Genomic DNA, 22,791 nt, shown 5'->3' with positions numbered 1-22,791 from the left:
CCTATGCTCCGACGGTGATCACCCTCCTGTTCCTCGGCCTCGTCGGCGGCCTCATCACCGGGATCTCGCCGTGCATCCTGCCGGTGCTGCCCGTGATCCTGCTCTCGGGCGGCGCCCAGGGTGCCCGGCCCGACGGCCGGGGACCAGGCAGGAGGCCGTTCCTCGTCGTCCTGGGGCTCACGATCAGCTTCAGCCTGTTCACCCTCCTCGGCACCCTCGTGCTGAGCGCCCTGCCGGTGCCGCAGGACATCATCCGCTGGGTCGGGCTCGCCGCCCTCGTGCTGATCGGCGTCGGCATGATCGTGCCGCGGTTCCAGCACCTGCTCGAGAAGCCGTTCTCCCGTCTCCCGCAGGCCCGGGCGCAGACCGACCGCGGCGGCTTCGTCCTGGGGCTCACCCTCGGCGCCGTCTACGTCCCGTGCGCGGGTCCGGTGCTGGCCGCGATCACCGTGGCCGGAGCGACCGGCAGGATCGGCGCGTCGACCGTGATCCTGACCGTCGCGTTCGCCATCGGCACGGCCGCCCCGCTGCTCTTCTTCGCCCTCGCCGGACGCGGCGTCGCAGAGCGGGTGAAGGCGTTCCGGACCAGGCAGCGCGCCGTCCGCACAGGTGCCGGCGTGGTCGTCCTGGCCCTCGCGGTCGCCCTGGCGTTCAACGCGACCGACGCGATCCAGCGGGCGATCCCCGACTACACGGCGTCGCTCAACCACCAGCTCGAGGGCGACACGGGCGCGGGCGCGCTGACCGGCGGCGGCGGCAGTGGTAGCGGCGCTGGCACAGGCACCGGCGGAGGCACCGGCACCTCCGGCGCAGGATCGGGCCCGGGCACGCTCGCCGCCTGCGCCTCGGAGGCCGCCTTCACCACCCCGAAGACCCTCCGGAACTGCGGCCGGGCGCCCGCCCTCACGGGACTCGACGGCTGGTTCGACACCGCCGACGACCAGCCGGTGACGCTGGCCTCGCTCCGCGGCAAGGTCGTGCTCGTCGACTTCTGGGCGTACTCCTGCATCAACTGTCAGCGCGCGATCCAGCACGTCGAGCAGTGGTACCGCACCTACCAGCCCGACGGCCTCGTCGTGATCGGTGTGCACACGCCCGAGTACGCGTTCGAGCACGAGCACGCCAACGTGGTCGCCGGGGCGAAGCGGCTCGGAATCACCTACCCGGTGGCGCAGGACAACGACTACACGACGTGGACCGCGTACGCGAACACCTCTTGGCCCTCCGACTACCTGATCGACGCCACCGGTGAGATCCGGCACGTCTCGGTCGGCGAAGGGAACTACGACGGGATCGAGGGCATGATCCGTCAGCTCCTCACGGCAGCCGACCCCGAGGTGACCCTCCCCGCCCGCACGGACGTCGCCGACACGACGCCGACGGACCGCTCGCAGACACCCGAGACGTATCTCGGCACGAAGCGGGCGACCGCCTACTCGGGCACGATGAGGCTCCGGAACGGCACGACGACGTTCACGGCGCCCCAGGGGGTCGAGCAGGACACGTTCGCTCTCGGCGGCCGCTGGAAGGCGTCCGACGAGGCGCTCACGAGCGTCTCCTCCTCGAGCATCGAGCTGGCGTACACCGCGTCGAAGGTCTACCTCGACGTCGGCGGCACCGGCACGCTGACGGTCCGCTCCGGCTCCTCGACCAGGACGATCCGCGTCTCGGGAGCCCCGAACATCCACGCCGTGGTCGATGCCGGCAGAGCCCGGAGCGGCACCGTCACCGTGGAGCTCTCCCCCGGGCTGTCGGCCCACTCGTTCACGTTCGGGTAGCGCCGGCCGCCTCCGCCGCGTACGGCCCCCAGGCCACGTCGCGGAGGGCCGGGCAGTGCTCGGGCGTCGGGTGGTGCGCGATCTCGATCATGCGGTCGAGCTCGGCCTGGGCCGCCTGCAGGTCGGCGATGGCCGTGCGGATCCGCTCCTGCTCGGACTCGAGCAGCTCGAAGACCTCCGGCGAGGCCACTCCGGCGTCGACGCAGGGCAGCATCCGCAGGATCGTGCGACTGGCCAGGCCCGCGGTGAAGAACCGCTGGATCATCCGCACCCGCTCGACCGCCGACTCCGGGTAGACGCGCTGCCCCGACGCCGTCCGGTCGGACGAGAGGAGCCCCTGCTCCTCGTAGTAGCGGAGGGCTCTCGTCGAGACCCCGGACCGGCCGGCCACGTCTCCGATGCGCACGGCGTCCTCCTCGTCTCGGACGCCGTCGCCGGATGCCGACTTGCACCTGACGTTGACGTCAACGTCTACCGTACCCGAAGGCGGGTCGATGAAGGCCCGCGGAACGTCGACAGGAAGAACACCATGGACATCACCGATCAGACAGCCCTCGTCACCGGAGCGAATCGCGGCATCGGCCGCGAGTTCGTCCTCGAACTCCTCGACCGCGGCGCGGCGCGGGTCTACGCGACCGCTCGCCGACCCGAGACCCTCGACTTCGACGACGCCCGGGTCGTCCCGCTCCGACTTGATCTGACCGACCACGACTCGGTGGTCGCGGCGGCCCGCGCTGCCGGAGACGTCACGATCGTCGTCAACAACGCGGGCATCTCGACCGGCGCCGACCTCGTCGCGGGCGACCTCGCCGACATCCGCCGCGAGTTCGACACGCACTTCTGGGGCACGCTCGACGTGATCCGCGAGTTCGCCCCCGTCCTCGCCGGCAACGGGGGCGGCGCCGTGGTGAACGTGCTCTCCGCGCTGTCGTGGTTCGCCACCCGCGGCACCGGCGCCTACGCGTCGGCCAAGGCCGCCGAGTGGAATCTCACGAACGCCGTCCGGCTGGAGCTCGGAGCGCAGGGCACGCTCGTGCAGGGCGTCCTGCTCGGAGCCGCCGACACCGACATCGCCGCCTCCTACGACGGCCCGAAGATCGATCCCCGCGACGTGCCCCGCAGGTCGCTGGACGGCCTCGAGCAGGGCTCGATCGAGGTGATCGTCGACGACTGGACCGCGATGGTCAAGGCGTCGCTCGCGGGCGATCCTGCCGCCTTCTACGCGCAGATGGCGGAGATCCTCGGCGCGAGCTGACCGGTGCACCGGTGCGGCGGGCCCTTCGGGGGCCCGCCGCGCATCAGCCGATGAAGGCCTGGATCGGCCCGCGCGCGAAGTAGATCAGGAACCCGGCGGCCACGACCCACAGCAGCGGGCTGATCTCGCGCGCCTTGCCCGACAGCGACCGCACGAGCACCCAGCTGAGGAAGCCGGCGCCGATCCCGTTCGAGATCGAGTACGTCAGCGGCATCACGATCACGGTCAGGAACACGGGCAGCGCGACCGAGAAGTCGGACCAGTCGATGTCCTTGATCTGCGACACCATGAGAGCTCCGACGACGACGAGAGAAGCCGCGGCCACCTCGAGCGGCACGACCTGCGTCAGGGGCGTGAAGAACATCGCCAGCAGGAACAGCACGCCGGTGACGACCGAGGCGAGGCCCGTCCGGGCGCCCTCGCCGACACCCGCGGCCGACTCGACGAAGACCGTGTTGGACGACCCGCTGGTCGCACCGCCCGCGACGGCGCCGATGCCCTCGACGATGAGCGCCGGGCGGAGACGGGGGAACGTGCCGTCGGGGTAGGCGATGTCGGCCTGGCGGGCGAGGCCCGTCATCGTGCCCATGGCGTCGAAGAAGTTCGTGAAGACCAGGGTGAAGACGAGCATGGTGGCCGCGACCCCGCCGATCCTGCCGAACGCACCGAAGTCGAACTGGCCGACCAGCGACAGGTCGGGGAGCGAGACGATGCCCTTCGGGAGGACCGGGGCGTTGAGGTTCCAGCCGGCCGGATTCGTGCCGAGAGACTCGGGCACCTTGAAGATCGCGTTGAGGATGATCGCGACGACCGTCGTGGCGACGATGCCGATCAGGATCGCGGCCTTCACACGACGCGCGACGAGCACGCCGATGACGATGAGGCCGATCACGAAGACGATCGTCGGGAGGGTCTCGATCGATCCGCCGTCGCCCAGCTGGACCGGGGGCGACGCGGCGCCGCTCGAGCGGACGAATCCGGCGTCGACCAGCCCGATGAAGGCGATGAAGAGGCCGATTCCGACGGTGATCGCCGTCTTGAGCGCCTGCGGCACCGCCTTGAAGATGAGGGTGCGGAGGCCGGTGGCGGCGAGGATGACGATGACGAGGCCCTCGATGACGACCAGGCCCATCGCCTCGGGCCAGGTGACGTCTTTCACGACGCTGACCGCGAGGAACGAGTTGATGCCGAGGCCCGCGGCGAGACCGAACGGGAGGCGGGCGACGATGCCGAACAGGATCGTCATGACGCCGGCTGTCAGAGCGGTGACGGCTCCGACCTGTGCGTTCTGGAGCCAGTGGCCGAGGACGTCCTTCGCCGCCTGGTCGCCCGAGAAGCCGCCCAGGATCAGCGGGTTCAGGATGACGATGTAGGCCATCGTGACGAACGTCACGAGGCCGCCGCGCACCTCGCGGCCCCAGGTCGATCCGCGCTTCGTGATCTCGAAGAAGCGGTCGACCCGCGACATCATGCCGGTCTCGGTGGTGGCTGTCATCGGGCTTCTCCTCAGGCTCACAGAAGGCAAACCCTCACAGCCTATTGGATCGGCCGCAGCGCTCCATCCCGCCCCCCGTGACGAGCCCCCGCCGCGCACCGGCACCCCCCGAACGGGAGGTCTACCGGGCAGCGGGTGGTGGCGTAGCCTGTGGGCACCCCACGCTTGGATCAGGGCGGGGGGAAGGCCCAGACCCCGCTGCTTCGTTCCATGAGTGCACCGGGGTGCCTGGGCTTCGGGGCGGTGGGGACTGGGCCCTCTGTCTCGGAGCCGGTCAGCCCGAGGGGTTCTCGACGGGCGTGCCCTCCTCGGTCGTGCCCTCACCGGGGTCGACCTCGTCGGGGCTCGGAGTCGACGGGTCGATCGGCTCGTCGTCGCGCTTCGGGTCGCTCATCACTCGCCTTCCGGGTCTCCGCCGGAGACGAAGTCGGTGTCGCCCTGCGAGTCCTGGGTGTCGCCCGACGCGCTTCCGTCGCCGAGCTCCTCCGTGTACTCCTTGTCGCTCTCGGTGACGTCCGTGGACCCGTCCGAGCTCGAGTGGTGTCCGGTGTGCTCCGTGTGGTTCGTCTGATCGCTCATGGGCGGGACGGTACGCCGAGGCCCCTGGAACGGAGCACCGCATCGGGGGACAAGACCGGACGACCCGCCGTCACTTCTCCGGATCGTGGCCCCAGTTCATCAGCGACCACCGCCACCTCGTGTCGGTGACGTCGCCCGAGGGCCGCTGCTTCTTTCCGCGCAGCCTCCGATCGCGCACTATGGCCCAGACCGGGCTCAGCCGCGGGCGCGGAGCGCGAATAGGACCAGCGGCACCTGCAGCGGCAGCCGGGCGAGCACGATCGCCTTCGCGGTGCGAGTCGTCTTCGAGCTGCGGAGGTACTGCCTGGCCATCACGATGTTGGCCGGGAACACGGCGACGAACAGGAGGGCGGCGAGGCTCCCGCCGATCCTGCGCGAGGGCTTCGCCGCGAGAGCGGCTGCCGTGGCGAGCTCGGCGTAGCCCGAGACGAGGGTCCAGGTCCGCCGTTCGCCGGGCAGAGCGCGCGGCACGATCGGGTCGAAGGTCTGCGGGCGGACGAGGTGCAGCGTGCCGGAGGCGGCGAGCACGGCGGCGAGGGCGGCGGCGAGGGTTCTCGGGGAGGCGGAGGTCATGCCTCGATCCTGCCTCAGAAGACAGTGCGCGCGGACCCGGCCCCGCTCACTCGGCTCGGCTGACGCCCCGGCTCAGGATCGCGGAGGTGAGCGCCTCGACGGGCTCGCGCGCGGCCGTCGGGTTGGCGACGAGCACATAGTCGACGTCGCCGAGGTCGGGGAGCCCGAACCGGACCGAGACCTTGACGAGGTCGGCCGGGATCAGCGAGTACGGGAAGACGGCGATGCCGATGCCGGCGCGGACGGCGGCGAGGATGCCGTTGACGTCGCGCGTGTTGCAGGTGATGCGCCAGGTGCGGCCGGACCGCTCGAGCGCGTCGATGGCCATCTGCCGGGAGAGGCTCGGCGCCTGGTAGGTGATGAGGGGCACCGGCTGGTCGGGCTCGAGGCGCATGCGCTCCTGGGCAATCCAGACCATGGGGTCGCCGGCGACGCGGGTGCCGTCGTCGTACTCCCCCGCGTTCTGCTTCACGAAGATGAGGTCGAGCTGGCCGGACGCGAGCCGACGTCGGAGCGGCACGCTCTGGTTGACGGTGAGCTCCAGGTTGATCTGCGGGTAGAGCTGTCGGAAGTGGCGCAGGATCCGCGGGAGCTGCGTGATGGCGAGGTCGTCCGCCGCGCCGAACCGCAGCCGCCCCGCCATCGCCGAGCCCGAGAAGTAGCTCTCGGCCGACGCGTGGGCCGCGAGGATCGTCCGGGCGAAGCCGGCCATCGCGTCGCCGTTGTCGGTGAGGGCGACCTCTCGGGTGTCGCGGGCCACGAGCATCCTGCCCGCCGCCTTCTCGAGCTTCGACACGTGCTGGCTCACGGTCGGCTGGCTGATGCCCAGCCGCTGGGCGGCCAGCGTGAAGCTGTGGGTCTCGGCCACGACGAGGAAGGTCCGGAGGAGCGCAGGATCGTACACCCGACCAGTATTACAGGAACGAATGACACTGATAGGGCTGATTCGGGAACCAAATGTGAGCGCTCCCCCTAGCGTGGAGGGAGATCACCTCTCGCTCTCGACCTCAGGACAATTCCGCGTGACCACGTCGACGTCGACCTCCGCCGTTCCCACCCAGGCCCCTTCGAGTCAGGCAGTGCCGACTCCCTACCCGCCCACCGAGCCTCTCCGCGTCGTCACCGAGCGGCCGCCGTGGCGCCACACGTTCATCGCGCTGTCGGTGCCGAACTTCCGCATCTGGACCGCGGGCAACCTCGTGGCGATGACCGCGACCTGGATGCAGAAGGTCGCTCAGGACTGGCTGGTGCTCGAGCTCACCGGCAGCGCGACCGCGGTCGGAGTGACCGTCGCCATGCAGTTCGCCCCGATGCTCCTGTTCGGCCTCTTCGGCGGCGTCGTCGTCGACCGCTTCTCGAAGCGGATGCTGATGATGATCACGCAGTCGACCTTCGCCGTCCTGTCGATCGGTCTCGCAGCCCTCACCCTGTCCGGCAACGTCGAGGCCTGGATGGTCTGGGCGATCGCGTTCGCCACGGGCCTCGTGACCGTGATCGACAACCCCGCTCGGCAGGTCATCGTCACCGAGCTGGTCGGCCAGAAGAACCTCCGGAACGCCATCAGCGTCAACTCGTCGGTGTTCCAGCTCGGCGGCATGATCGGGCCCGCGCTCGCGGGCGTCCTCCTCCTCGCGGTCGGCGCGGGCTGGGCCTTCGTCATCAACGGGCTGGCCTGCGCTCTCGTCGTCTTCACGCTGTCGAGGCTCCGCACGAGTCAGATGACCAGGATCGCGCCGCCGCCGCGCGAGCCCGGGCAGCTCCGGGCGGGCCTCCGCTACGCGGTCCACAAGCCGACCATCATCTGGCCGGTGTTCCTGGTCGCCGTCTTCGCCGTCTTCGGGCTGACCATGCCGGTGCTCCTGGCGACCTACGCCGACACGGTCTTCAAGGTCGGCGCGGGCGGCTACGGCCTCTTCAACTCCATGATCGCCGTCGGCGCCCTCACCGGCGCCCTGCTGTCGACGCGGCGCGCGAACCTCCGGCTGCGCACCGTCGTGGTCGGGGTCGGTGTGACCGGGATCCTGCAGGCCACCGCCGGTCTCATGCCGTCGATCGTGCCGTTCTCGATCCTGCTGATCACCGTCGGCCTCTCGGCGCTGCTGTTCCAGACCGCGTCGAACTCGCTCGTGCAGATGTCGTCGAACATCGCCGTCCGCGGGCGCGTGATGTCGCTGTACGTGCTGGTGCTCCTCGGCGGGCAGGCCATCGGCGGACCCGTCATGGGCTGGATCGTGTCGTCCTTCAGCGTGCACATCGGGATGCTCGTCTCCGGGGGCATGCCGGCGCTGGCCGCGGTCGTCGCCGGGATCGCTCTCGCGAGGCGCGGCCAGCTCCACCTGCACGTGCGGATGCGGCACCACCTGCCGACGGTGACGATCACCTAGCGCGAGAGACCGGCCCGGGGATCGCGAGGCGTTCCCGCGAGGCAGGGATTCGCGACGCTCTGCACCCGCTCCCAGCGCGGGTCGGAGGGCCGGGCATGGCCGACGGTCCGCATCAGATCAGAGGTCTCCGCCGGCCGCCGAAGCCGAGCGAGACGTCGAGCCGCCACGGCGTCGACGACCAGGGCGTCTCGACCTCGCCGGTGAAGCGCAGGCGGTCGCCGGCCAGCACCGCCAGGCGGCCCTGCGGGTCGAAGCGCGAGCTGAGCGAGAACGAGAACCCGCCGTCGCCGAACGACAGGTCGTCGAGGAGGTCCTGATCGACCGTCGCGCCGAGCCCCTCGCCGTCGAAGGCGACCGGGACCAGCTCGAGCAGGAGCCTGGGCGGCACCGTCGCCCACTCGGCGACGCTCCCCGGGACCCCGAGCGCCACGACGGTCGCATCGAGCACGCCTTCGGCGGACAGCGTGGCGGACGACCGGCGGGCGTCCACGCCGAGCTCGACCCCGTCGATGCGAAAGCGGTCGTCCACGCTGCGATCCTACGACCGGGCCGATGCTCGGAATGCTCTCGGGGTCAGCAGGAGTTGACTTCAGGCATGAAAGCCATCGTCTACTCGCACAAGGGCTCGCCCGACGTCCTCCAGCTCGTCGACCGTGATCCGGTCGACCCCGGCCCCGGCGAGGTCCGGGTCCGCATCGTCGTCTCGGGCGTCAACCCGACCGACTGGAAGTCGCGCTCGAACACCGACCCCGACTCCGAGGTCACCCCGAACCAGGACGGCGCGGGCGTCGTCGACGCCGTCGGCGAGGGAGTGACGCACCTCGGCGTCGGCGACCGCGTCTGGCTGTACCTCTCCGCCTACCAGCGGGCCTCGGGGACGGCGCAGGAGTTCGCCACCGTCGACGCCGCCCACGTCGTGCCGCTGCCCGACGGGACCTCCTTCGACATCGGCGCCTCGCTCGGCGTCCCGGCGATCACCGCCCACCGGGCCCTCACCGTCCTGGAGGACGGCCCCGACCGCCTCTCCCCCGGCGCGCTGGCGGGGAAGATCGTTCTGGTCGCAGGAGGCGCGGGGGCGGTCGGCCACGCGGCCATCCAGCTCGCGCGCTGGGCCGGAGCCACCGTCGTCTCGACGATCTCGAGCGACGAGAAGGCGACCCTCGCCCGGAACGCCGGAGCGCACCACGTCGTGAACTACCGCACCGAGGACGCCGCCGACGTGATCTCGAGGATCGCCCCCGACGGCGTCGACATCGTCGTCGAGGTGTCGATCGTCAAGAACGCCGACCTCGACGCGCAGGTCGTCGGGCAGCGCGCGGTCGTCGCGATGTACGCCGACGACGGCGGCTCGACCGCCGAGCTCGCGGTGCGGCCGAACATGGGCAAGAACACGCGCTACCAGTTCGTCCTCCTGTACACGATCGGCGAGGAGGCGCTCCGCCGGGGCGTCGAGGACGTCACCGCAGCGCTCGTCGCCCGCGCACTGCCCGTCGGCGAGGACGCAGGACTCCCCCTCGTCCGGTTCTCGCTCGCCGACACGGCGAAGGCGCACCAGGCCGTGGAGGACAGCGTCGTCGGGAAGGTGCTCATCGACGTCTCTCGCTAGGCACTTCTGCCGCCCGACGTCTACCGGACATCCCACCCTGCCGAGGCCGGGTGCGATGTCCGGGAGACGTCGGGCGGCGCGCGAGCGAAGGCGGCACGGAGCACCGCATCCGCGATCTAGGGCGCGGCCGCCTCATCGCGAACAGGCCGATAGACGGTGATCAGGATGCCCGAACCCAGTCGGCGGGTCTCGGTCAGGGCGAGTCTCGCGAGGGGGAATCCCTCGGGGAAGAGCTTCTTGCCTCGCCCCAGCACGAGGGGGTGGACCATGAGCCGGTATTCGTCGATCAGGTCGTGCTCGGCGAGGGTCCGGATCAGCTCGGTGCTCCCCCACACGCGGATCTCGCCGTCTGTCCGCTCGCGGATCCGCGCGACGTCGGCCGCCAGGTCGGGACCGAGCAGGTGCGAGTTCTGCCAGTCGAGGGTGCTCAGGGTGCGCGAGGCGACGTACTTCGGGATCCGGTTGTAGAGCCTCGTCAGGTCGCCGAGGAAGCCCTCGGCGTCGGCGTCCCACACACCCCACGACCTCGACCAGATGTCGTACGTCTTCCTGCCGAGGAGGAGGGCCTCGTCGCGGCTCTCCCATCGGGCGATGGTGTCGCCCTCGTCCTCGGCGTCGTACCCCTGCTGCCAGCCGCCGAACGGGAAGTCGCCCTCGCGGTCTTCGTCGGGACCACCGCCCGCCTGGACCACCCCGTCGAGAGTGATGAAAGCCTGGACCACGATCGAACCCATGTCGTCTCCCCTTCGTCGTCGTCCGATCCTTCTCCGGTCTGCCTGATCCCGCTACCCCCGCGGTCGGCGGGTGCCGCCCGACGCATTTAATGCGCTCGAAACAGGCGGGAAATCGGCTCGTGACCGCGCGCTCCCAGACTGAGGGATCAATACCTGTCGCCCGACAGATATCCCCAGACCAGCGCAAGCGAAAGGCACCTCATGAGCTCCTCTCGCACCACCACGGCCCCGGCTCCCGAGCGGAGCGAGACGATCGCCTCGCACGGCTACCCGCAGGACCTCCACCGCGGCGTGGGCTCCTTCGCCTCATTCGCCGCCGGGTTCTCGTTCGTGTCGATCCTGACGACCGTCTTCCAGCTCTTCGGCCTCGGCTTCTCGTTCGGGGGCGCCGCGTTCTTCTGGGCCTGGCCCGTCGTCTTCGCCGGGCAGCTCCTCGTCGCGCTGAACTTCGCGCAGCTCGCCGCCTGGTGGCCGATCTCCGGCGCGATCTTCCAGTGGTCGAGCCGCCTCGCGGGCAGTGTCGTCGGCTGGTTCACCGGCTGGACGATGATCATCGGGCAGATCCTGACCGTCGCGGTCGCCGCCGTCGCGGTGCAGGCGGTCCTGCCGGCCATCTGGTCGGGCTTCCAGATCGTCGGAGGCCCCACCGCCGACTCGGCCCCGCTGTCGCCGACCGGAGCTGCGAACGCCGTGCTCCTCGGCTGCATCATGCTCGTGATCACCACGACCGTGAACATCGTGTCGGTGCGGCTCATGGCCCGGGTCACGAGCATCGGCGTGCTCATCGAGATCGTGGGCGTCGTCGTCCTGGTCGTGGCGCTGTTCCTCCTGCCCGAGCGCTCCCCCTCGGTCGTCTTCACCGACGAGGGCCGCGCCCCCGGCGGCGCCTACCTCTGGGTGTGGCTCGCCTCGGCGCTGATGGCCGCGTACGTCATGGTCGGCTTCGACTCCGCCGGCGAGCTCAGCGAGGAGACGCACTCCCCGCGCCGCACCACGCCGAAGACGATCATCCGCGCCCTCACGGTATCGGGCCTCGGGGGCGCGCTCCTCATCGTCGCCGCCCTCGTCGCGGCGCCGAGCCTGACCGACGGATCGCTCGTCTCGGGAGGCCTCGCGGGCCTCGTCGAGACCCGCCTGGGCGGCGTCCTCGGCCGCCTCCTCCTCTGCTGCGTCGCCGTCGCCGTGTTCGCCTGCACCCTCGCCGTCCAGACCTCGGGCTCCCGGATGGTCTACTCGATGGCCCGCGAGCGCGCCCTGCCCTTCTCCGACTTCCTGTCGCGCGTCTCGCCGCGCACGGGCACCCCGATCGGCACCTCGATCGTCGTCGGTGCGGGCGCTGCGATCGCCCTGCTGGTCAACATCGGGCAGTCCGCGCTGTTCACCGCCCTGTCGAGCCTCTGCATCGCCATGCTCTACCTGGCCTACCTCGGCGTGACCGTGCCGCTCCTGGTGCGCAGGATCCAGGGCTGGACCCGCGACAAGGAGGCCGGCGTCGACGAGGACGGCAAGCCGCTCTTCTCGATGGGGCGCTGGGCGATCCCGGTCAACATCGTCGCCGTGGTGTTCCAGGTGCTCATGGTCGTGAACCTCGCCTGGCCGAGGGCCGCGATCTACGACCTCACCGGGCACAGCTGGTGGCTGCAGTGGTCGGCGCCCCTCTTCATCGGTGCGACGCTCGCGGTCGGAGCGGCCTACTACGCGACGACGCACCGCAGTCACAGCGAGCTGCGGACCGTCGCGACGACCGCGCAGATCCCGACCGTCCAGGGCGCGGAGGCCGCATGACGAACCAGACCGACACCGTCTGGGCCGCGCGGAGCGACGCGCGCGCCCGGGCCGACCTCACCAGCGACTTCATGCCCTACCTGCCGGCCTCGTCGTCGCCGTTCGCGCCCGCGGGCGTCGATCCGGAATCGCTCGTCTGGGCGGAGACCGTCGCGCCCGGCGGCTACACGCACCGCGTCGTCGCCCGGGGCACGCGCTTCCGGCTGGACGACCCGACCGGCGACGCGTGCGCGCACCTGCTGCTGTTCAACGCGCTGGAGCCGTGGGAGCGGCTGAACGTCGCCGACACGCTGAAGATCCCGTGGCAGGCCTACCTGTCGGCGGGTCACCCGCTCCTCTCCGGCGACGGTCGCGTGCTCGCCACGATCCGGACCGACACCTCCGGTCGGCACGACGCATTCTGCGGCACCTCCTCGGCGGCGTGGAACGAGCGGAAGTACGGCTCGAGCATCCCCGAGGGCCCGGCTCCCGCCGGTCGGTCGCTGTTCGCGCTCGGGGCTGCCAAACACGGCCTCACCCCGCGCGACCTGCCGCCGTCGGTGTCGTTCTTCCAGGGCGCCCGCGTGGACGACGAGGGCGGGGTGACGTACACGGGGAGTGCCGGGCCGGGCACCGCGGTCGAGTTCACGGCCGAGCTGCCTCTCGTGATCCTGCTGGCGAACGTCCCTCACCCGCTCGACCCTCGACCGGCGTACACGGTCGGGCCGCTCCGGGTGCACGCCTGGCCGGGCTCGCCGACCGGGCCGGGCGACGACGCGTACACCGCCAGCCCCGAGCGCACCCGCGCCTACCTCAACACCACCGACTACTGGGAGGCCCGCGCACAGTGAGCACCTTCACCACCCCTCTCGGCTCCCTCGAGACCAGCGTTCCCGTCGGGGCGTCGTTCGCTCCCGGTTCGGTGCTCGACTGGTCGTCCCCGCTGTCCGACGGCCGCGTCGTCCTCGACGAGCGGGTCGAGCCCCGCGCCTCCTGGTCGGCCGTCGTCGCCCGAGGAGACACGCTGACCATCGTCGACGTCGGCGGGAACCAGTCGGCCGACTGCCTGATCTTCGACGCGCTCGACCACGACGAGAGGTACAGCGTCCCCGACACGATCACCTGGCAGGGCAACGCCTACGTCCGCACCGGCACCGTCCTCCGCTCAGGATCGGGAGCGGCTCTGATGACCGTCACCGCGAACGAGATCGACCGCCAGGACACCATCGGCGGCGCCTGCTCGAAGGAGTCGAACACCCTCCGCTACGGCTACCACACGCACTTCCAGCACGGCTGCCGCGAGAACTTCCTCGCCGAGGGCCAGAAGCACGGGCTCGGCGCCCGCGATCTGGTGTCGAACCTCAACTGGTTCATGAACGTGCCCGTCGAAGCCGACGGCACCCTCGGGATCGTCGACGGCATGAGCGCGCCCGGCCGCCGCGTGGCGATCACGGCCGAGCGCGACGTGCTCGTCGTGGTGTCGAACTGCCCGCAGATGAACAACCCCTGCAACGACTTCAACCCGACCCCGCTCAGGATGCTCGTGACCCGAAAGGAGACCGCCGCGTGAGCGCCGGTAGCGGGACCGGCAGCTCGGGCAGCGCCGGCAGCGGCACCGCCCGCTTCGACACGGTCCTCATCGCGAACCGGGGCGAGATCGCGCGCAGGATCATCCGCGCGGCCCACGAGAACGACCTGCGCGCCGTCGCGGTCTTCTCCGACGCCGACCGCGCAGCGCCGCACGTCCGGGAGGCCGACGAGCGCGTGCACCTCGGGCCTGCCCCGGCGCGCGAGTCGTACCTCCGGATCGAGGCGATCCTCGACGCCGCCGAGCGGACCGGCGCGGGCGCGGTGCACCCGGGCTACGGCTTCCTCTCGGAGAACGTCGAGTTCGCCCGCGCCGTCGAGGAGCGCGGACTCGTCTTCATCGGCCCGACGCCCGAGCAGATCGTCTCGTTCGGTGCCAAGCACACGGCCAGGGCCCTCGCCGCCGAGGCCGGCGTGCCGATGCTCGCGGGCACCGGGCTCCTGGCATCCGTCGACGAGGCCGTCGACCAGGCGCGCAGGATCGGCCTCCCGGTCATGCTCAAGGCGACCGGCGGTGGCGGCGGGATCGGCATGCAGGCCTGCCACACCCTCGACGAGGTGCGCGACGCGTACCTCGGTGTCGCCCGCCTCGCCGAGAAGAACTTCGGTTCGGCCGGGGTGTTCCTGGAGCGCCTCGTCCGGCCGGCCCGGCACGTCGAGGTGCAGCTCTTCGGCGACGGCGAGGGGCGGGTCGCCGTGTTCGGCGACCGCGACTGCTCGCTGCAGCGCCGCAACCAGAAGGTGATCGAGGAGGCGCCGGCGCCCGCCCTGCCGGATCACGTGCGCGCGATCCTGCACTCCTCGGCCCGCTCACTCGCCGAGAGCGTGTCGTACCGATCGGCGGGCACCGTCGAGTTCGTCTACGACCCGGTGCGCGAGGAGGCGTCCTTCCTGGAGGTCAACACGCGCCTGCAGGTCGAGCACCCGGTCACCGAGGAGGTCTACGGGGTCGACCTCGTGGGGCTCATGCTCCGGCTGGCGCGCGACGGGGCACCCGGGCTCGACCGGGGCCCCGACGCGGGTCTCTTCGACCGGCCCGCCACGCCCACCGGTCACGCCGTCGAGGCGCGCGTCTACGCGGAGGACCCTGCCAAGCAGAGCCTCCCGAGCTCCGGCCTCGTCACGCGGGCCGTGTTCCCAGGGCAGGGCGGCGACGCCCTCGACGGGGTCCGGGTCGACGGCTGGATCGAGACCGGCCTCACCGTGTCGCCGTTCTACGATCCGATGCTCGCCAAGGTCATCGCCTCGGCGCCGACGCGCGACGGCGCCCTCGACCTCCTCGGCGAGGCGCTCGACGCGTCCAGGATCGACGGCGTCGTCACGAACCTCGGGTTCGTCCGCTCGCTCGCCGACGATCCCGACCTCCGGACCGCGACCCACTCGACCTCCACCCTCGACACGACCTCCGATCCCGACCCGCGGATCGACGTCGTCTCCCCCGGACTCCAGACGACGGTGCAGGACCTCCCGGGCCGCATCGGCTACTGGCAGGTCGGCGTGCCGCCGTCGGGACCCTTCGATCCTGTATCGCTCGCGGAGGCCAACCTGGCCGTCGGCAATCCCGACGGTGCGCCCGCCCTCGAGATCACGGCCACGGGCCCGGTGCTGACCTTCTCGGCTGCCTCCGTCGTCGCGGTCACGGGCGCCGAGGCCCCCGTCACGCTCGACGGCGTCGCGGTCCCGCTCTGGGAGCCGTTCGACGTCGCCGCCGGCCAGACCCTCAGCGTCGGGACGATCCCCGGCCCCGGCCTCCGCGCCTACCTCGCGGTCCGCGGCGGGATCGACGTTCCCGCCTACCTCGGCAGCGCCTCGACCTTCACCCTCGGCGGGTTCGGCGGGCATGCCGGCCGAGCCCTCCTCGCCGGCGACGTCCTCCGCACGGGATCGCCCGACTCGGAGGCCCCGCACCCGGCGATCGCGGGTGACGAGCGGCTGACCAGGATCCCGGGGCCGACGCCCGCGCACCGACGCCCGGCCCTGACCTCCACCTGGCAGATCGGCGTCACCGAGGGCCCGCACGCAGCGCCGACCTTCTTCACCCGCGGCGACCTCGCCGTCTTCTACGCCACCGAGTACGGCGTCCACCACAACTCGGCCCGCACCGGCGTGCGGCTCATCGGGCCGCGCCCCGGCTGGGCCCGTGAGGACGGCGGCGAGGCGGGCCTGCACCCCTCGAACATCCACGACACCCCCTACGCGGTCGGCGCCATCGACTTCACCGGTGACACCCCGATCATCCTGGGGCCCGACGGCCCGAGCCTCGGCGGCTTCGTCTGCCCCGCCGTCGTGGCGAGCGGCGAGCTCTGGAAGCTCGGGCAGCTCCGCCCGGGCGACACCATCCGGTTCGTGCCGGTCCGCGAGGACGAGGCCGCGGGTCTCATCGATCAGCGCGCCTCGCTGACGCTCCTCACCTCCGGCGGCGACGGCGACGACGGGGTGCTCGCGCGCCTCGACGAGACCGACGCGCGCCCGAGCGTCACCTACCGGCGCGACGGCGACGACAACGTCCTGGTCGAGTACGGCGACATGACCCTCGACATCGGACTCAGGATGCGCGTCCACGCCCTCCAGGAGAAGCTCGCCGAGCACTCCCCCCGCGGGATCGTCGACGTGACCCCGGGCATCCGGTCGCTGCAGGTGCACACCGACGCGAGCATCCTGAAGGCGTCGGGGATGGCGGCGCTGCTCCGCGAGCTCGAAGACGAGATCCCCGCGACGAGCGAGCTGGTGGTGCCGTCGCGGACGGTCCGGCTGCCGCTGTCGTGGGACGATCCTGCGACCCGGCTCGCCATCGAGCGGTACATGGCGGGAGTCCGGAGCGACGCCCCGTGGACACCCTGGAACATCGAGTTCATCCGCCGGATCAACGGGCTCGAGAGCGTCGACGACGTCTTCCGCACCGTCTTCGACGCCAGCTACCTGGTCCTCGGGCTCGGCGACGTCTACCTCGGCGCCCCGGTCGCGACGCCGCTCGATCCGAGGCATCGTCTGGTGACGACGAAGTACAACCCGGCCCGGACCTGGACGGCCGAGAACTCCGTCGGGATCGGCGGCGCCTACCTCTGCATCTACGGGATGGAGGGCCCCGGCGGCTACCAGTTCGTCGGCCGCACCGTGCCGATCTGGAACCGGTTCCGGAAGGGCGGGCTCTTCGACGAGCAGCCCTGGGCACTGCGCTTCTTCGACCGGATCGAGTGGTACCCGGTGTCGGCCGACGAGCTCCTCGAGCTCCGGGCCGAGACCGACGCCGGGCGCGGGCACTTCGAGACCGTCGGGGGCGAGTTCTCGATCGCCGCCTACGAGCGCTTCCTGGTCGACAACGACGACTCGATCGCCGCGTTCCGGGCCCAGCAGGCGCGAGCCTTCGACGAGGAGAAGGAGCGCTGGCGGGCGTCCGGCGAGTTCGACGTGCGCGACGAGCCCGCAGCCGTCGCGAGCGACGAGATCGTGCTGCCGGACGGTGTGACGGGGGTGTCGGCGCCCTTCCTGTCGACGATCTGGCAGCTGAACGTCGAGGTCGGGGCCGTCGTCGAGGCGGGCGACAGGATCCTGGCGGTGGAGGCGATGAAGATGGAGTCGGTGATCCAGGCGCCCGTGTCGGGCCGCGTGCTCGAGGTCTACGCGAAGGCGGGCGACCAGGTCGCGCCGGGCCAGGTGCTCGTGTCGATCGGGGCCGTGTCGTGAGCGGGTTCACGACCGGTGTCGCGAGTGCCGCCGAGCGCGTCGCCGCGGCGTTCGACCGGATCGCCGAGGTCGACCGGCCCGAGGTGTTCATCAGCCTCCGCGACCGGGAGCATGCTCTGGCCGAGGCCGCGGGGATCGATGCTCGAGTGGCGGAGGGCGTGATCCTGCCGCTTGCGGGTCTCGTCGTCGCCGTGAAGGACAATATCGACGTCGAGGGGCTGCCGACGACGGCGGGATCGCGCGCGTACGCCTACGATCCCGAGGTCGATGCGACCGTCATCGCGCGTCTTCGGGCACGCGGGGCCGTCGTCGTCGGCAAGACGAACCTCGACCAGTTCGCCACCGGCCTCGTCGGCACCCGGAGCCCCTTCGGAGCCGTGCGGAACGCCTGGGATCCGAGCAGGATCTCGGGCGGCTCGTCGTCCGGATCGGCGGTCGCGGTCGCCCTCGGGATCGTCGACCTCGCCCTCGGGACCGACACCGCGGGATCAGGACGCGTTCCCGCCGCGCTCAACGGGATCGTCGGGATCAAGGCGACGCGCGGGCTGCTCCCCACCACAGGATCCGTCCCGGCGTGCCGCTCCATCGACTGCATCACCGTCTTCGCGCGCGACCTCGACCTCGCCCGGCTGGCCGTCGAGTTCGTGTCGGGCCCCGACGGGCGCGATTCCCTCGCGAGAGACGACGATCCCCGCGCGGTCGTGCTCCCGGCCCGGCCGCGCGTCGCGATCCCCACGCCCGAGCACCTGGACGGCCTGGCTCCCGGGTGGCCGGAGGCATTCGCCGCGGCCGTCGAGCGCCTGCGGGCGACCGGGGTCGAGATCGTGGAGGTCGACATCGCCGATCTCCTCGAGGCTGCGACCCTCCTCTACGGCGGCGCGTTCGTGGCCGAGCGGTACGCGGCGGTCGGAGAGTTCATCGCGGCGCATCCGGACCTCGTCGGAAACGACCTCGACGCGACCGTCGCGTCGATCGTGCTCGGCGGCGCCGAGGCGCGCGCGGTCGACCTCTACCGGGACCGGGAGCGGCTCGACCTCCTCGGGCAGCGGGGGCTCGCGTCCCTCGCCGGGTTCGACGCGCTCCTCACGCCGACGACCACCTGGCACCCCACGCTCGACGAGGTGGCCGCCGATCCGGTCGGGGCCAACAGCAGGATGGGGCGCTTCACGAACTTCGCGAACCTCCTCGACCTCGCCGCCGTCGCCGTGCCCGCCGGCTTCGTCGACGGCCTGCCGTTCGGCGTCATGCTGACCGGGCGCGCGTTCTCGGACCGGGCCCTGGCCGACCTGGCGCGGCGGTTCCTTTCGCCCCGGATCGACCTGCTCGTCGTCGGGGCGCACCTCCGCGGGCAGCCGCTGAACGTCCAGCTCGTCGCAGCGGGCGGCGCCTTCTCGGAGGCCGTCGAGACGGCGCCCGCGTACCGGCTGCACGCGCTCCCTACCACCCCGCCGAAGCCGGGCCTCGTCGCTGTCGCGTCGGGCGGCGCCTCCATCCGGGGAGAGGTCTGGTCGCTGCCGGCGGCAGGGTTCGCGACGTTCGTCGACGCGCTCCCCGCACCGATGGCGATCGGAGCGGTGACTCTGGCCGACGGCCGGGTGCTCCGGGGGTTCGTCTGCGAGCCCGCGGCGCTCGTGGGGGCGCGCGACGTCACGAGGTACGGCGGCTGGGTCGCGTACCTCGCCGGCCGCGCGGCGGACGCGCGGGGCGGCGCGGAGGCTCGGGGCGGCACGGACGCGCGGGCCGGCGCGGATGCGCCGGCCGGCAAGGCGGACGCGCGGCCCTGAGCGGCAGAATGGACCGCATGACCACCCGCACCCCCCGCCCGGCCAAGGTCGGACGACCCCGAGCGGTCTCCGACGCCGAGCCCGACACGTCGCCGCGCGACCAGATCCTGCGCGCCGCTGCCGGCCTCTTCGTCGAGCAGGGCTTCGGCACAACGTCGACCCGCGCCATCGCCGAGGCCGTCGGCATCCGGCAGGCGTCGCTCTACTACCACTTCGCCGGCAAGGACGAGATCCTCAGCGAGCTCCTCGAGACCTCGGTCCGGCCGAGCGTCGAGATCGCCCAGGCCCTCCTGGAGCGCGTCGGCGACGATCCTGTCGCTGCCGCCGCGACCCTCTACGCGCTCGCCCTCGTCGACGTCCGCACCCTGGCCGGCACGCCCCACAACATCGGGACCCTGTACCTCCTGCCCGAGACGCAGGATCCCCGCTACGACGGCTTCCGAGGCGAGCGCGACCGCTTGCAGGGCATCTACGGGCGGCTCGGGGCGATCGTGCGGGGGGCGGGTGGTGCCGGCGGTGCCGGCAGTGTCGGCGGTGCCGGCAGTGTCGGCGGGTCTGCTGCCGGTGGCGTCGCCTCCCTGGAAGAGCCGCTTCTCGGGGCGGTGCTCATCCAGCTCGTGGAGGTCGTCATCCAGCTGCGGCGGGCTTCTGCGGTGGCCGGCCCGGGGTCTGCGTCCGTCCCCGCCGAGGTCGACGGGCCCGCGATCGCCGCGTCGTGCCTGCGCCTGCTCGGCCTCGACGACGAAGCGATCGCTCGTGCTGCCGGCGCCGCCGCGGGGCTGCTGCCGGTCGTCTGAGTTCGTCGCGGTGTCCCTGGCGCGCGGTTCCTTCCCGCCGAGATCGCACTTCGACACGCTCGCGGGCCCCCAAACCGCGTCGAACTGCGATCTCGACATGCCCCTCCCCCGAGATCGCACTACCTGTCGCCTCCAGGCCCCGCGAAGCGACGACTACTGCGATCTCACCCCTGCGCCGCCCGCCGAGATCGCACTTCGACACGCTCGCGGGCCCCAGGACCTCGTCGAACTGCGATCTCGACATGCCCCTCCCCCGAGATCGCACTACCTGTCGCCTCCAGGCCCCGCCGAGCGACGTCTTCTGCGATCTCGGCACGGGCGGGCGGGTTACGTGACCGCGATGGCCAGCAGGATCGCGACGAGCGACGACACCGCGATGACCCCGAGCAGGATCGCGAGCGTCCACAGCCGGGGCCGCTGCAGCGGTGCGACGAACCGGACCACGACCATCGCCACGAACGCCGCCGCGTTGACGACCGCTCCGACGATGCCCGGGACGGTACCCGTCAGCAGCAGGACCGTGACCGTGACCGCCGCGAAGATGCCGCCGACGACGATCCACTCGGTGCCGCGGGAGCGCCGGAGGGCGGGCTGGTTCCGGACGAAGTTCGGGTCGGGCTCCTGGTTCGTCATCGGGCCGTTCTACACCGGCGCCATCAACCCCGCGCCGATCACCTCGGGCTTCATCCCTGCTCCCCAGCCACCGCGCACCGAGGGCTTCTCCACAGGCACCGCCAGAAGCCTCGCGGGCGACCCGCAGGACGGGCACACTGTCGTCAGACGCATGAGGCGTCGGCGAGCGAGGGGGACCAGATGAACGAGACACGGGAGTACGAGCGGCAGGGGGCGCGGGCACGAGAGTCACGACCGGGCGACGGGGCCGTGATCCTGCCGGGGCTGCGGGTCCTGACGTGGCTCGGAGTCGCGCTGCTGGTCGCGGCCGGGATCGTGCTGGCTCTTCCGCTGCAGACGCCGCACGACACCGGGGCGGGCTACCCGCGACTCCGGCACCTCTCCGAGACGGCGGTCCTCGCGGCCGTCGTCGTCGGGTGCACCGGGGTGGTGGTGATCGCGGTACGCGTGGCCGCAGGCGCCGTCATCCGTGCCGTCGGGCCAGCCGTCGGACCGGCCGCCCAGCAGCGGCTCGATGCGGACGCGTAACCGAACACGCTCACCGGGAGAGGCGCGTCAGTTGATGCAGGAGGACTTCGTGTAGCTCGTGCCGGCCGGAGTGGAGCTCGGGGTCGGCTGCGACGCCGGAGTGCTGGCCGCCGGGACGGACGGGACGACGGGGCTCGTGGCAGGCGTCGTGGCAGGCGCAGTGGCGGGAGTCGTCGACGGCACGGTCACGGAGCGGCCGTCCGTGCCGAGCACCAGGGTGACGGACGACACGGCGCTGGTCTGCACCGCGGTGGAACCGGGAACCCGGGCGACGACGGCCTTGGCGCCCGCCTCCTGGCCCTTGGGGTACTCGACCAGCGTCTGCTTGGTGACCGATGTCGATCCTGCGGGGCCGGTCTTGTAGCCGAGACCCGTGAGCGCGGTCGTCGCCGCCGTCGCCGCGCCCTGCACGCCGCTGCCGTTCAGGACCGTGACGCTGGTCGCGGTCGGCGAGGACGCCTTCGCATCGAGGTACGCCTGCGGGGGGCCGAAGAGGTTCTGGATGAAGGCGGGCATGCCGACCGTGTCGACCGCGACGATCGAGAGGGGTGCTCCGTTCACGGTGATCGTCGGGGTCCCGGTGATGGGGATGGTCGCGGAGCGGATGTCGTCGGCGCGGAGGTTCTTCATCTCGTTGGCGAGCTGCAGGAAGTCGAGACCCGGGTCGGCCTGCATCGACTGCGAGACGGCGTCGATGACGTTGCCGAGCTTGACCGGGTTGAGGAGCGTTCCGGCAGAGGCGATCTGCCGGGCCTCGACGGTGAGGAAGTACTGCTGCCGCACCTGGCGGTCGAGGTCGCCGCGAGGGAGCCCGTGCCGCTGCCGGACGAAGGCCAGCGCCTCCTTCGCGTCGAGAGACGAGGTCCCGGCCGGGAGGTCGATGCCGGAGTAGCGGTCCTGGACGGCGTTGTTCAGACACACGGAGACCGGCCCGAGCGCCTTGACCAGCTGGTAGAAGCCGAGGAGCGAGATGCGGACGTAGTGGTCGATGCTGAGGCCGGACAGGTCTTCGATGGTCTGGATGAGGAGCTTCGCTCCGCCGGAGTCGCCGCCGCCGTTCTCGGAGCCGAGCGAGAACGCCGAGTTGAGCTTGCCGGTGCCGTGGCCGGGGATCGGGACGTACGAGTCGCGCGGGAACGAGATCATCGTCGCCTTCTTCCCGTCGCCCGAGAGGTGCAGCACGATCATCGTGTCGGTGTTGGAGCTGCCGCCGTCCTGCGTGGTGCCGAGCTCGGCCATCTGCGCGGCGGTCGCTCCCGCCGGGCGGTGGTCGTCGCCGACCAGCAGGATGTTCTGCGCCTTCGAATCGGTCACGGTGCCCGTGGTCGACGAGGAGTGCGGCGTGATCGCATCGATGCGCGTGACGCCGCCGACGAAGCGCTGGTAGTTGTACACGCCGTAGCCGGTGCCGATGAGCAGGATCGCGACGAGCCCGAACGCCACCCACGGCAGCACCCGTCGTCTCGGCCGCCTGGCGTGCCGGGGTCCCTGGGGCAGGGCTCGCTGCTCCCGGGCGCCGCTTCTCGTCTGGTCTCCTGCGTCAGCCACGCGTCCAGGGTAGGGGACGCTTCCTGCGCCTCTCCGGCGAAGCTGCCGACACGGCGCCGGGC

20 protein-coding genes are annotated in these 22,791 nt (G+C 71.6%); 11 read left to right on the top strand and 9 right to left on the bottom strand.

Annotated features, from left to right (window positions below; all coding sequences use genetic code 11):
• The first annotated feature begins 14 nt into the window (after positions 1–14).
• The gene (locus ABD733_RS00640) at positions 15–1,778 is read left to right on the top strand and encodes a cytochrome c biogenesis protein DipZ (protein ID WP_344793113.1); all 1,764 of its coding nucleotides are present in this window, start codon (positions 15–17) and stop codon (positions 1,776–1,778) included.
• Here the strand turns inward: ABD733_RS00640 and ABD733_RS00635 are convergent.
• Positions 1,765–2,184: a MerR family transcriptional regulator gene (locus ABD733_RS00635; RefSeq protein WP_344793112.1), complete on the bottom strand. Its 420-nt coding sequence runs from the start codon at positions 2,182–2,184 to the stop codon at positions 1,765–1,767. The genes ABD733_RS00640 and ABD733_RS00635 overlap by 14 nt on opposite strands.
• 123 nt (positions 2,185–2,307) lie before the next feature.
• On the opposite strand from ABD733_RS00635, the gene ABD733_RS00630 reads away from it, so the two are divergent.
• Entirely contained in the window at positions 2,308–3,033 is a 726-nt protein-coding gene (locus ABD733_RS00630; RefSeq protein ID WP_344793111.1) for an SDR family oxidoreductase, read from the top strand.
• A gap of 43 nt (positions 3,034–3,076) precedes the next feature.
• Here ABD733_RS00630 and ABD733_RS00625 read toward each other — a convergent pair whose 3' ends face one another.
• The 4 genes from ABD733_RS00625 to ABD733_RS00610 form a co-directional block, all read right to left on the bottom strand.
• Positions 3,077–4,528: an NCS2 family permease gene (locus ABD733_RS00625; RefSeq protein WP_344793110.1), complete on the bottom strand. Its 1,452-nt coding sequence runs from the start codon at positions 4,526–4,528 to the stop codon at positions 3,077–3,079.
• A 393-nt stretch (positions 4,529–4,921) separates the two neighbouring features.
• A complete protein-coding gene (locus ABD733_RS00620; protein ID WP_344793109.1) occupies positions 4,922–5,107 on the bottom strand; it encodes a hypothetical protein in 186 nt (61 codons plus the stop codon).
• Positions 5,108–5,302: 195 nt separating this feature from the next.
• The gene (locus ABD733_RS00615; protein ID WP_344793108.1) at positions 5,303–5,680 is read right to left on the bottom strand and encodes a DoxX family protein; all 378 of its coding nucleotides are present in this window, start codon (positions 5,678–5,680) and stop codon (positions 5,303–5,305) included.
• Between the two features lie 46 nt (positions 5,681–5,726).
• The gene (locus tag ABD733_RS00610) at positions 5,727–6,584 is read right to left on the bottom strand and encodes a LysR substrate-binding domain-containing protein (RefSeq protein ID WP_344793107.1); all 858 of its coding nucleotides are present in this window, start codon (positions 6,582–6,584) and stop codon (positions 5,727–5,729) included.
• Between the two features lie 175 nt (positions 6,585–6,759).
• Between ABD733_RS00610 and ABD733_RS00605 the strand changes: the two genes are divergently transcribed.
• The gene (locus ABD733_RS00605) at positions 6,760–8,064 is read left to right on the top strand and encodes an MFS transporter (protein WP_344793106.1); all 1,305 of its coding nucleotides are present in this window, start codon (positions 6,760–6,762) and stop codon (positions 8,062–8,064) included.
• A 112-nt stretch (positions 8,065–8,176) separates the two neighbouring features.
• Here the strand turns inward: ABD733_RS00605 and ABD733_RS00600 are convergent, their stop codons facing one another.
• On the bottom strand, positions 8,177–8,593 hold the full coding sequence (locus tag ABD733_RS00600) for a hypothetical protein (protein WP_344793105.1): 417 nt from the start codon (positions 8,591–8,593) through the stop codon (positions 8,177–8,179).
• A gap of 66 nt (positions 8,594–8,659) precedes the next feature.
• On the opposite strand from ABD733_RS00600, the gene ABD733_RS00595 reads away from it, so the two are divergent.
• A complete protein-coding gene (locus tag ABD733_RS00595) occupies positions 8,660–9,670 on the top strand; it encodes an NADPH:quinone reductase (protein ID WP_344793104.1) in 1,011 nt (336 codons plus the stop codon).
• Positions 9,671–9,786: 116 nt separating this feature from the next.
• Here ABD733_RS00595 and ABD733_RS00590 read toward each other — a convergent pair whose 3' ends face one another.
• Positions 9,787–10,404 (bottom strand): dihydrofolate reductase family protein, encoded by a 618-nt coding sequence (locus tag ABD733_RS00590; protein WP_344793103.1) that lies wholly within the window; start codon positions 10,402–10,404, stop codon positions 9,787–9,789.
• A 201-nt stretch (positions 10,405–10,605) separates the two neighbouring features.
• Here ABD733_RS00590 and ABD733_RS00585 point away from each other — a divergent pair, with 201 nt between their 5' ends.
• From ABD733_RS00585 to ABD733_RS00560, 6 genes are all read left to right on the top strand, one after another.
• A complete protein-coding gene (locus ABD733_RS00585) occupies positions 10,606–12,189 on the top strand; it encodes an APC family permease (RefSeq protein WP_344793102.1) in 1,584 nt (527 codons plus the stop codon).
• The gene (locus ABD733_RS00580; RefSeq protein WP_344793101.1) at positions 12,186–13,019 is read left to right on the top strand and encodes an urea amidolyase associated protein UAAP1; all 834 of its coding nucleotides are present in this window, start codon (positions 12,186–12,188) and stop codon (positions 13,017–13,019) included. Before ABD733_RS00585 ends, ABD733_RS00580 begins: the two co-directional genes overlap by 4 nt.
• 71 nt (positions 13,020–13,090) lie before the next feature.
• Entirely contained in the window at positions 13,091–13,738 is a 648-nt protein-coding gene (locus ABD733_RS00575; protein WP_344795935.1) for an urea amidolyase associated protein UAAP2, read from the top strand.
• A complete protein-coding gene (gene uca, locus ABD733_RS00570; protein WP_344793100.1) occupies positions 13,735–17,439 on the top strand; it encodes an urea carboxylase in 3,705 nt (1,234 codons plus the stop codon). The genes ABD733_RS00575 and uca overlap by 4 nt, the downstream gene beginning before the upstream one ends.
• Positions 17,436–19,223, top strand: a complete 1,788-nt coding sequence (gene atzF, locus ABD733_RS00565) for an allophanate hydrolase (RefSeq protein WP_344793099.1) — start codon at positions 17,436–17,438, stop codon at positions 19,221–19,223. Before uca ends, atzF begins: the two co-directional genes overlap by 4 nt.
• A 17-nt stretch (positions 19,224–19,240) precedes the next feature.
• On the top strand, positions 19,241–20,020 hold the full coding sequence (locus tag ABD733_RS00560; RefSeq protein WP_344793098.1) for a TetR/AcrR family transcriptional regulator: 780 nt from the start codon (positions 19,241–19,243) through the stop codon (positions 20,018–20,020).
• 327 nt (positions 20,021–20,347) lie between these two features.
• Here the strand turns inward: ABD733_RS00560 and ABD733_RS00555 are convergent, their stop codons facing one another.
• A complete protein-coding gene (locus ABD733_RS00555) occupies positions 20,348–20,653 on the bottom strand; it encodes a hypothetical protein (RefSeq protein ID WP_344793097.1) in 306 nt (101 codons plus the stop codon).
• 180 nt (positions 20,654–20,833) lie between these two features.
• On the opposite strand from ABD733_RS00555, the gene ABD733_RS00550 reads away from it, so the two are divergent.
• Complete coding sequence (locus tag ABD733_RS00550) at positions 20,834–21,181, top strand: hypothetical protein (RefSeq protein WP_344793096.1); 348 nt, start codon at positions 20,834–20,836, stop codon at positions 21,179–21,181.
• Positions 21,182–21,208: 27 nt separating this feature from the next.
• Here the strand turns inward: ABD733_RS00550 and ABD733_RS00545 are convergent, their stop codons facing one another.
• Complete coding sequence (locus ABD733_RS00545) at positions 21,209–22,729, bottom strand: LCP family protein (protein WP_344793095.1); 1,521 nt, start codon at positions 22,727–22,729, stop codon at positions 21,209–21,211.
• Between the last annotated feature and the right edge of the window lie 62 nt (positions 22,730–22,791).

The organism is Frondihabitans peucedani (genome assembly GCF_039537585.1).
In the GTDB taxonomy this organism is placed as follows: domain Bacteria; phylum Actinomycetota; class Actinomycetes; order Actinomycetales; family Microbacteriaceae; genus Frondihabitans; species Frondihabitans peucedani.
The sequence above is the reverse complement of the archived record's forward strand: the minus strand, read 5'-3'. Positions and strand labels throughout refer to the sequence as shown.

Coding starts and splice junctions, on each gene's coding strand:
- ABD733_RS00630 (WP_344793111.1), top strand. CDS start 2,308: ATGGACATCACCGATCAGACAGCCCTCGTCACCGGAGCGAATCGCGGC.
- ABD733_RS00625 (WP_344793110.1), bottom strand. CDS start 4,528: ATGACAGCCACCACCGAGACCGGCATGATGTCGCGGGTCGACCGCTTC.
- ABD733_RS00620 (WP_344793109.1), bottom strand. CDS start 5,107: ATGAGCGATCAGACGAACCACACGGAGCACACCGGACACCACTCGAGC.
- ABD733_RS00615 (WP_344793108.1), bottom strand. CDS start 5,680: ATGACCTCCGCCTCCCCGAGAACCCTCGCCGCCGCCCTCGCCGCCGTG.
- ABD733_RS00595 (WP_344793104.1), top strand. CDS start 8,660: ATGAAAGCCATCGTCTACTCGCACAAGGGCTCGCCCGACGTCCTCCAG.
- ABD733_RS00590 (WP_344793103.1), bottom strand. CDS start 10,404: ATGGGTTCGATCGTGGTCCAGGCTTTCATCACTCTCGACGGGGTGGTC.
- ABD733_RS00585 (WP_344793102.1), top strand. CDS start 10,606: ATGAGCTCCTCTCGCACCACCACGGCCCCGGCTCCCGAGCGGAGCGAG.
- ABD733_RS00580 (WP_344793101.1), top strand. CDS start 12,186: ATGACGAACCAGACCGACACCGTCTGGGCCGCGCGGAGCGACGCGCGC.
- ABD733_RS00560 (WP_344793098.1), top strand. CDS start 19,241: ATGACCACCCGCACCCCCCGCCCGGCCAAGGTCGGACGACCCCGAGCG.
- ABD733_RS00555 (WP_344793097.1), bottom strand. CDS start 20,653: ATGACGAACCAGGAGCCCGACCCGAACTTCGTCCGGAACCAGCCCGCC.
- ABD733_RS00550 (WP_344793096.1), top strand. CDS start 20,834: ATGAACGAGACACGGGAGTACGAGCGGCAGGGGGCGCGGGCACGAGAG.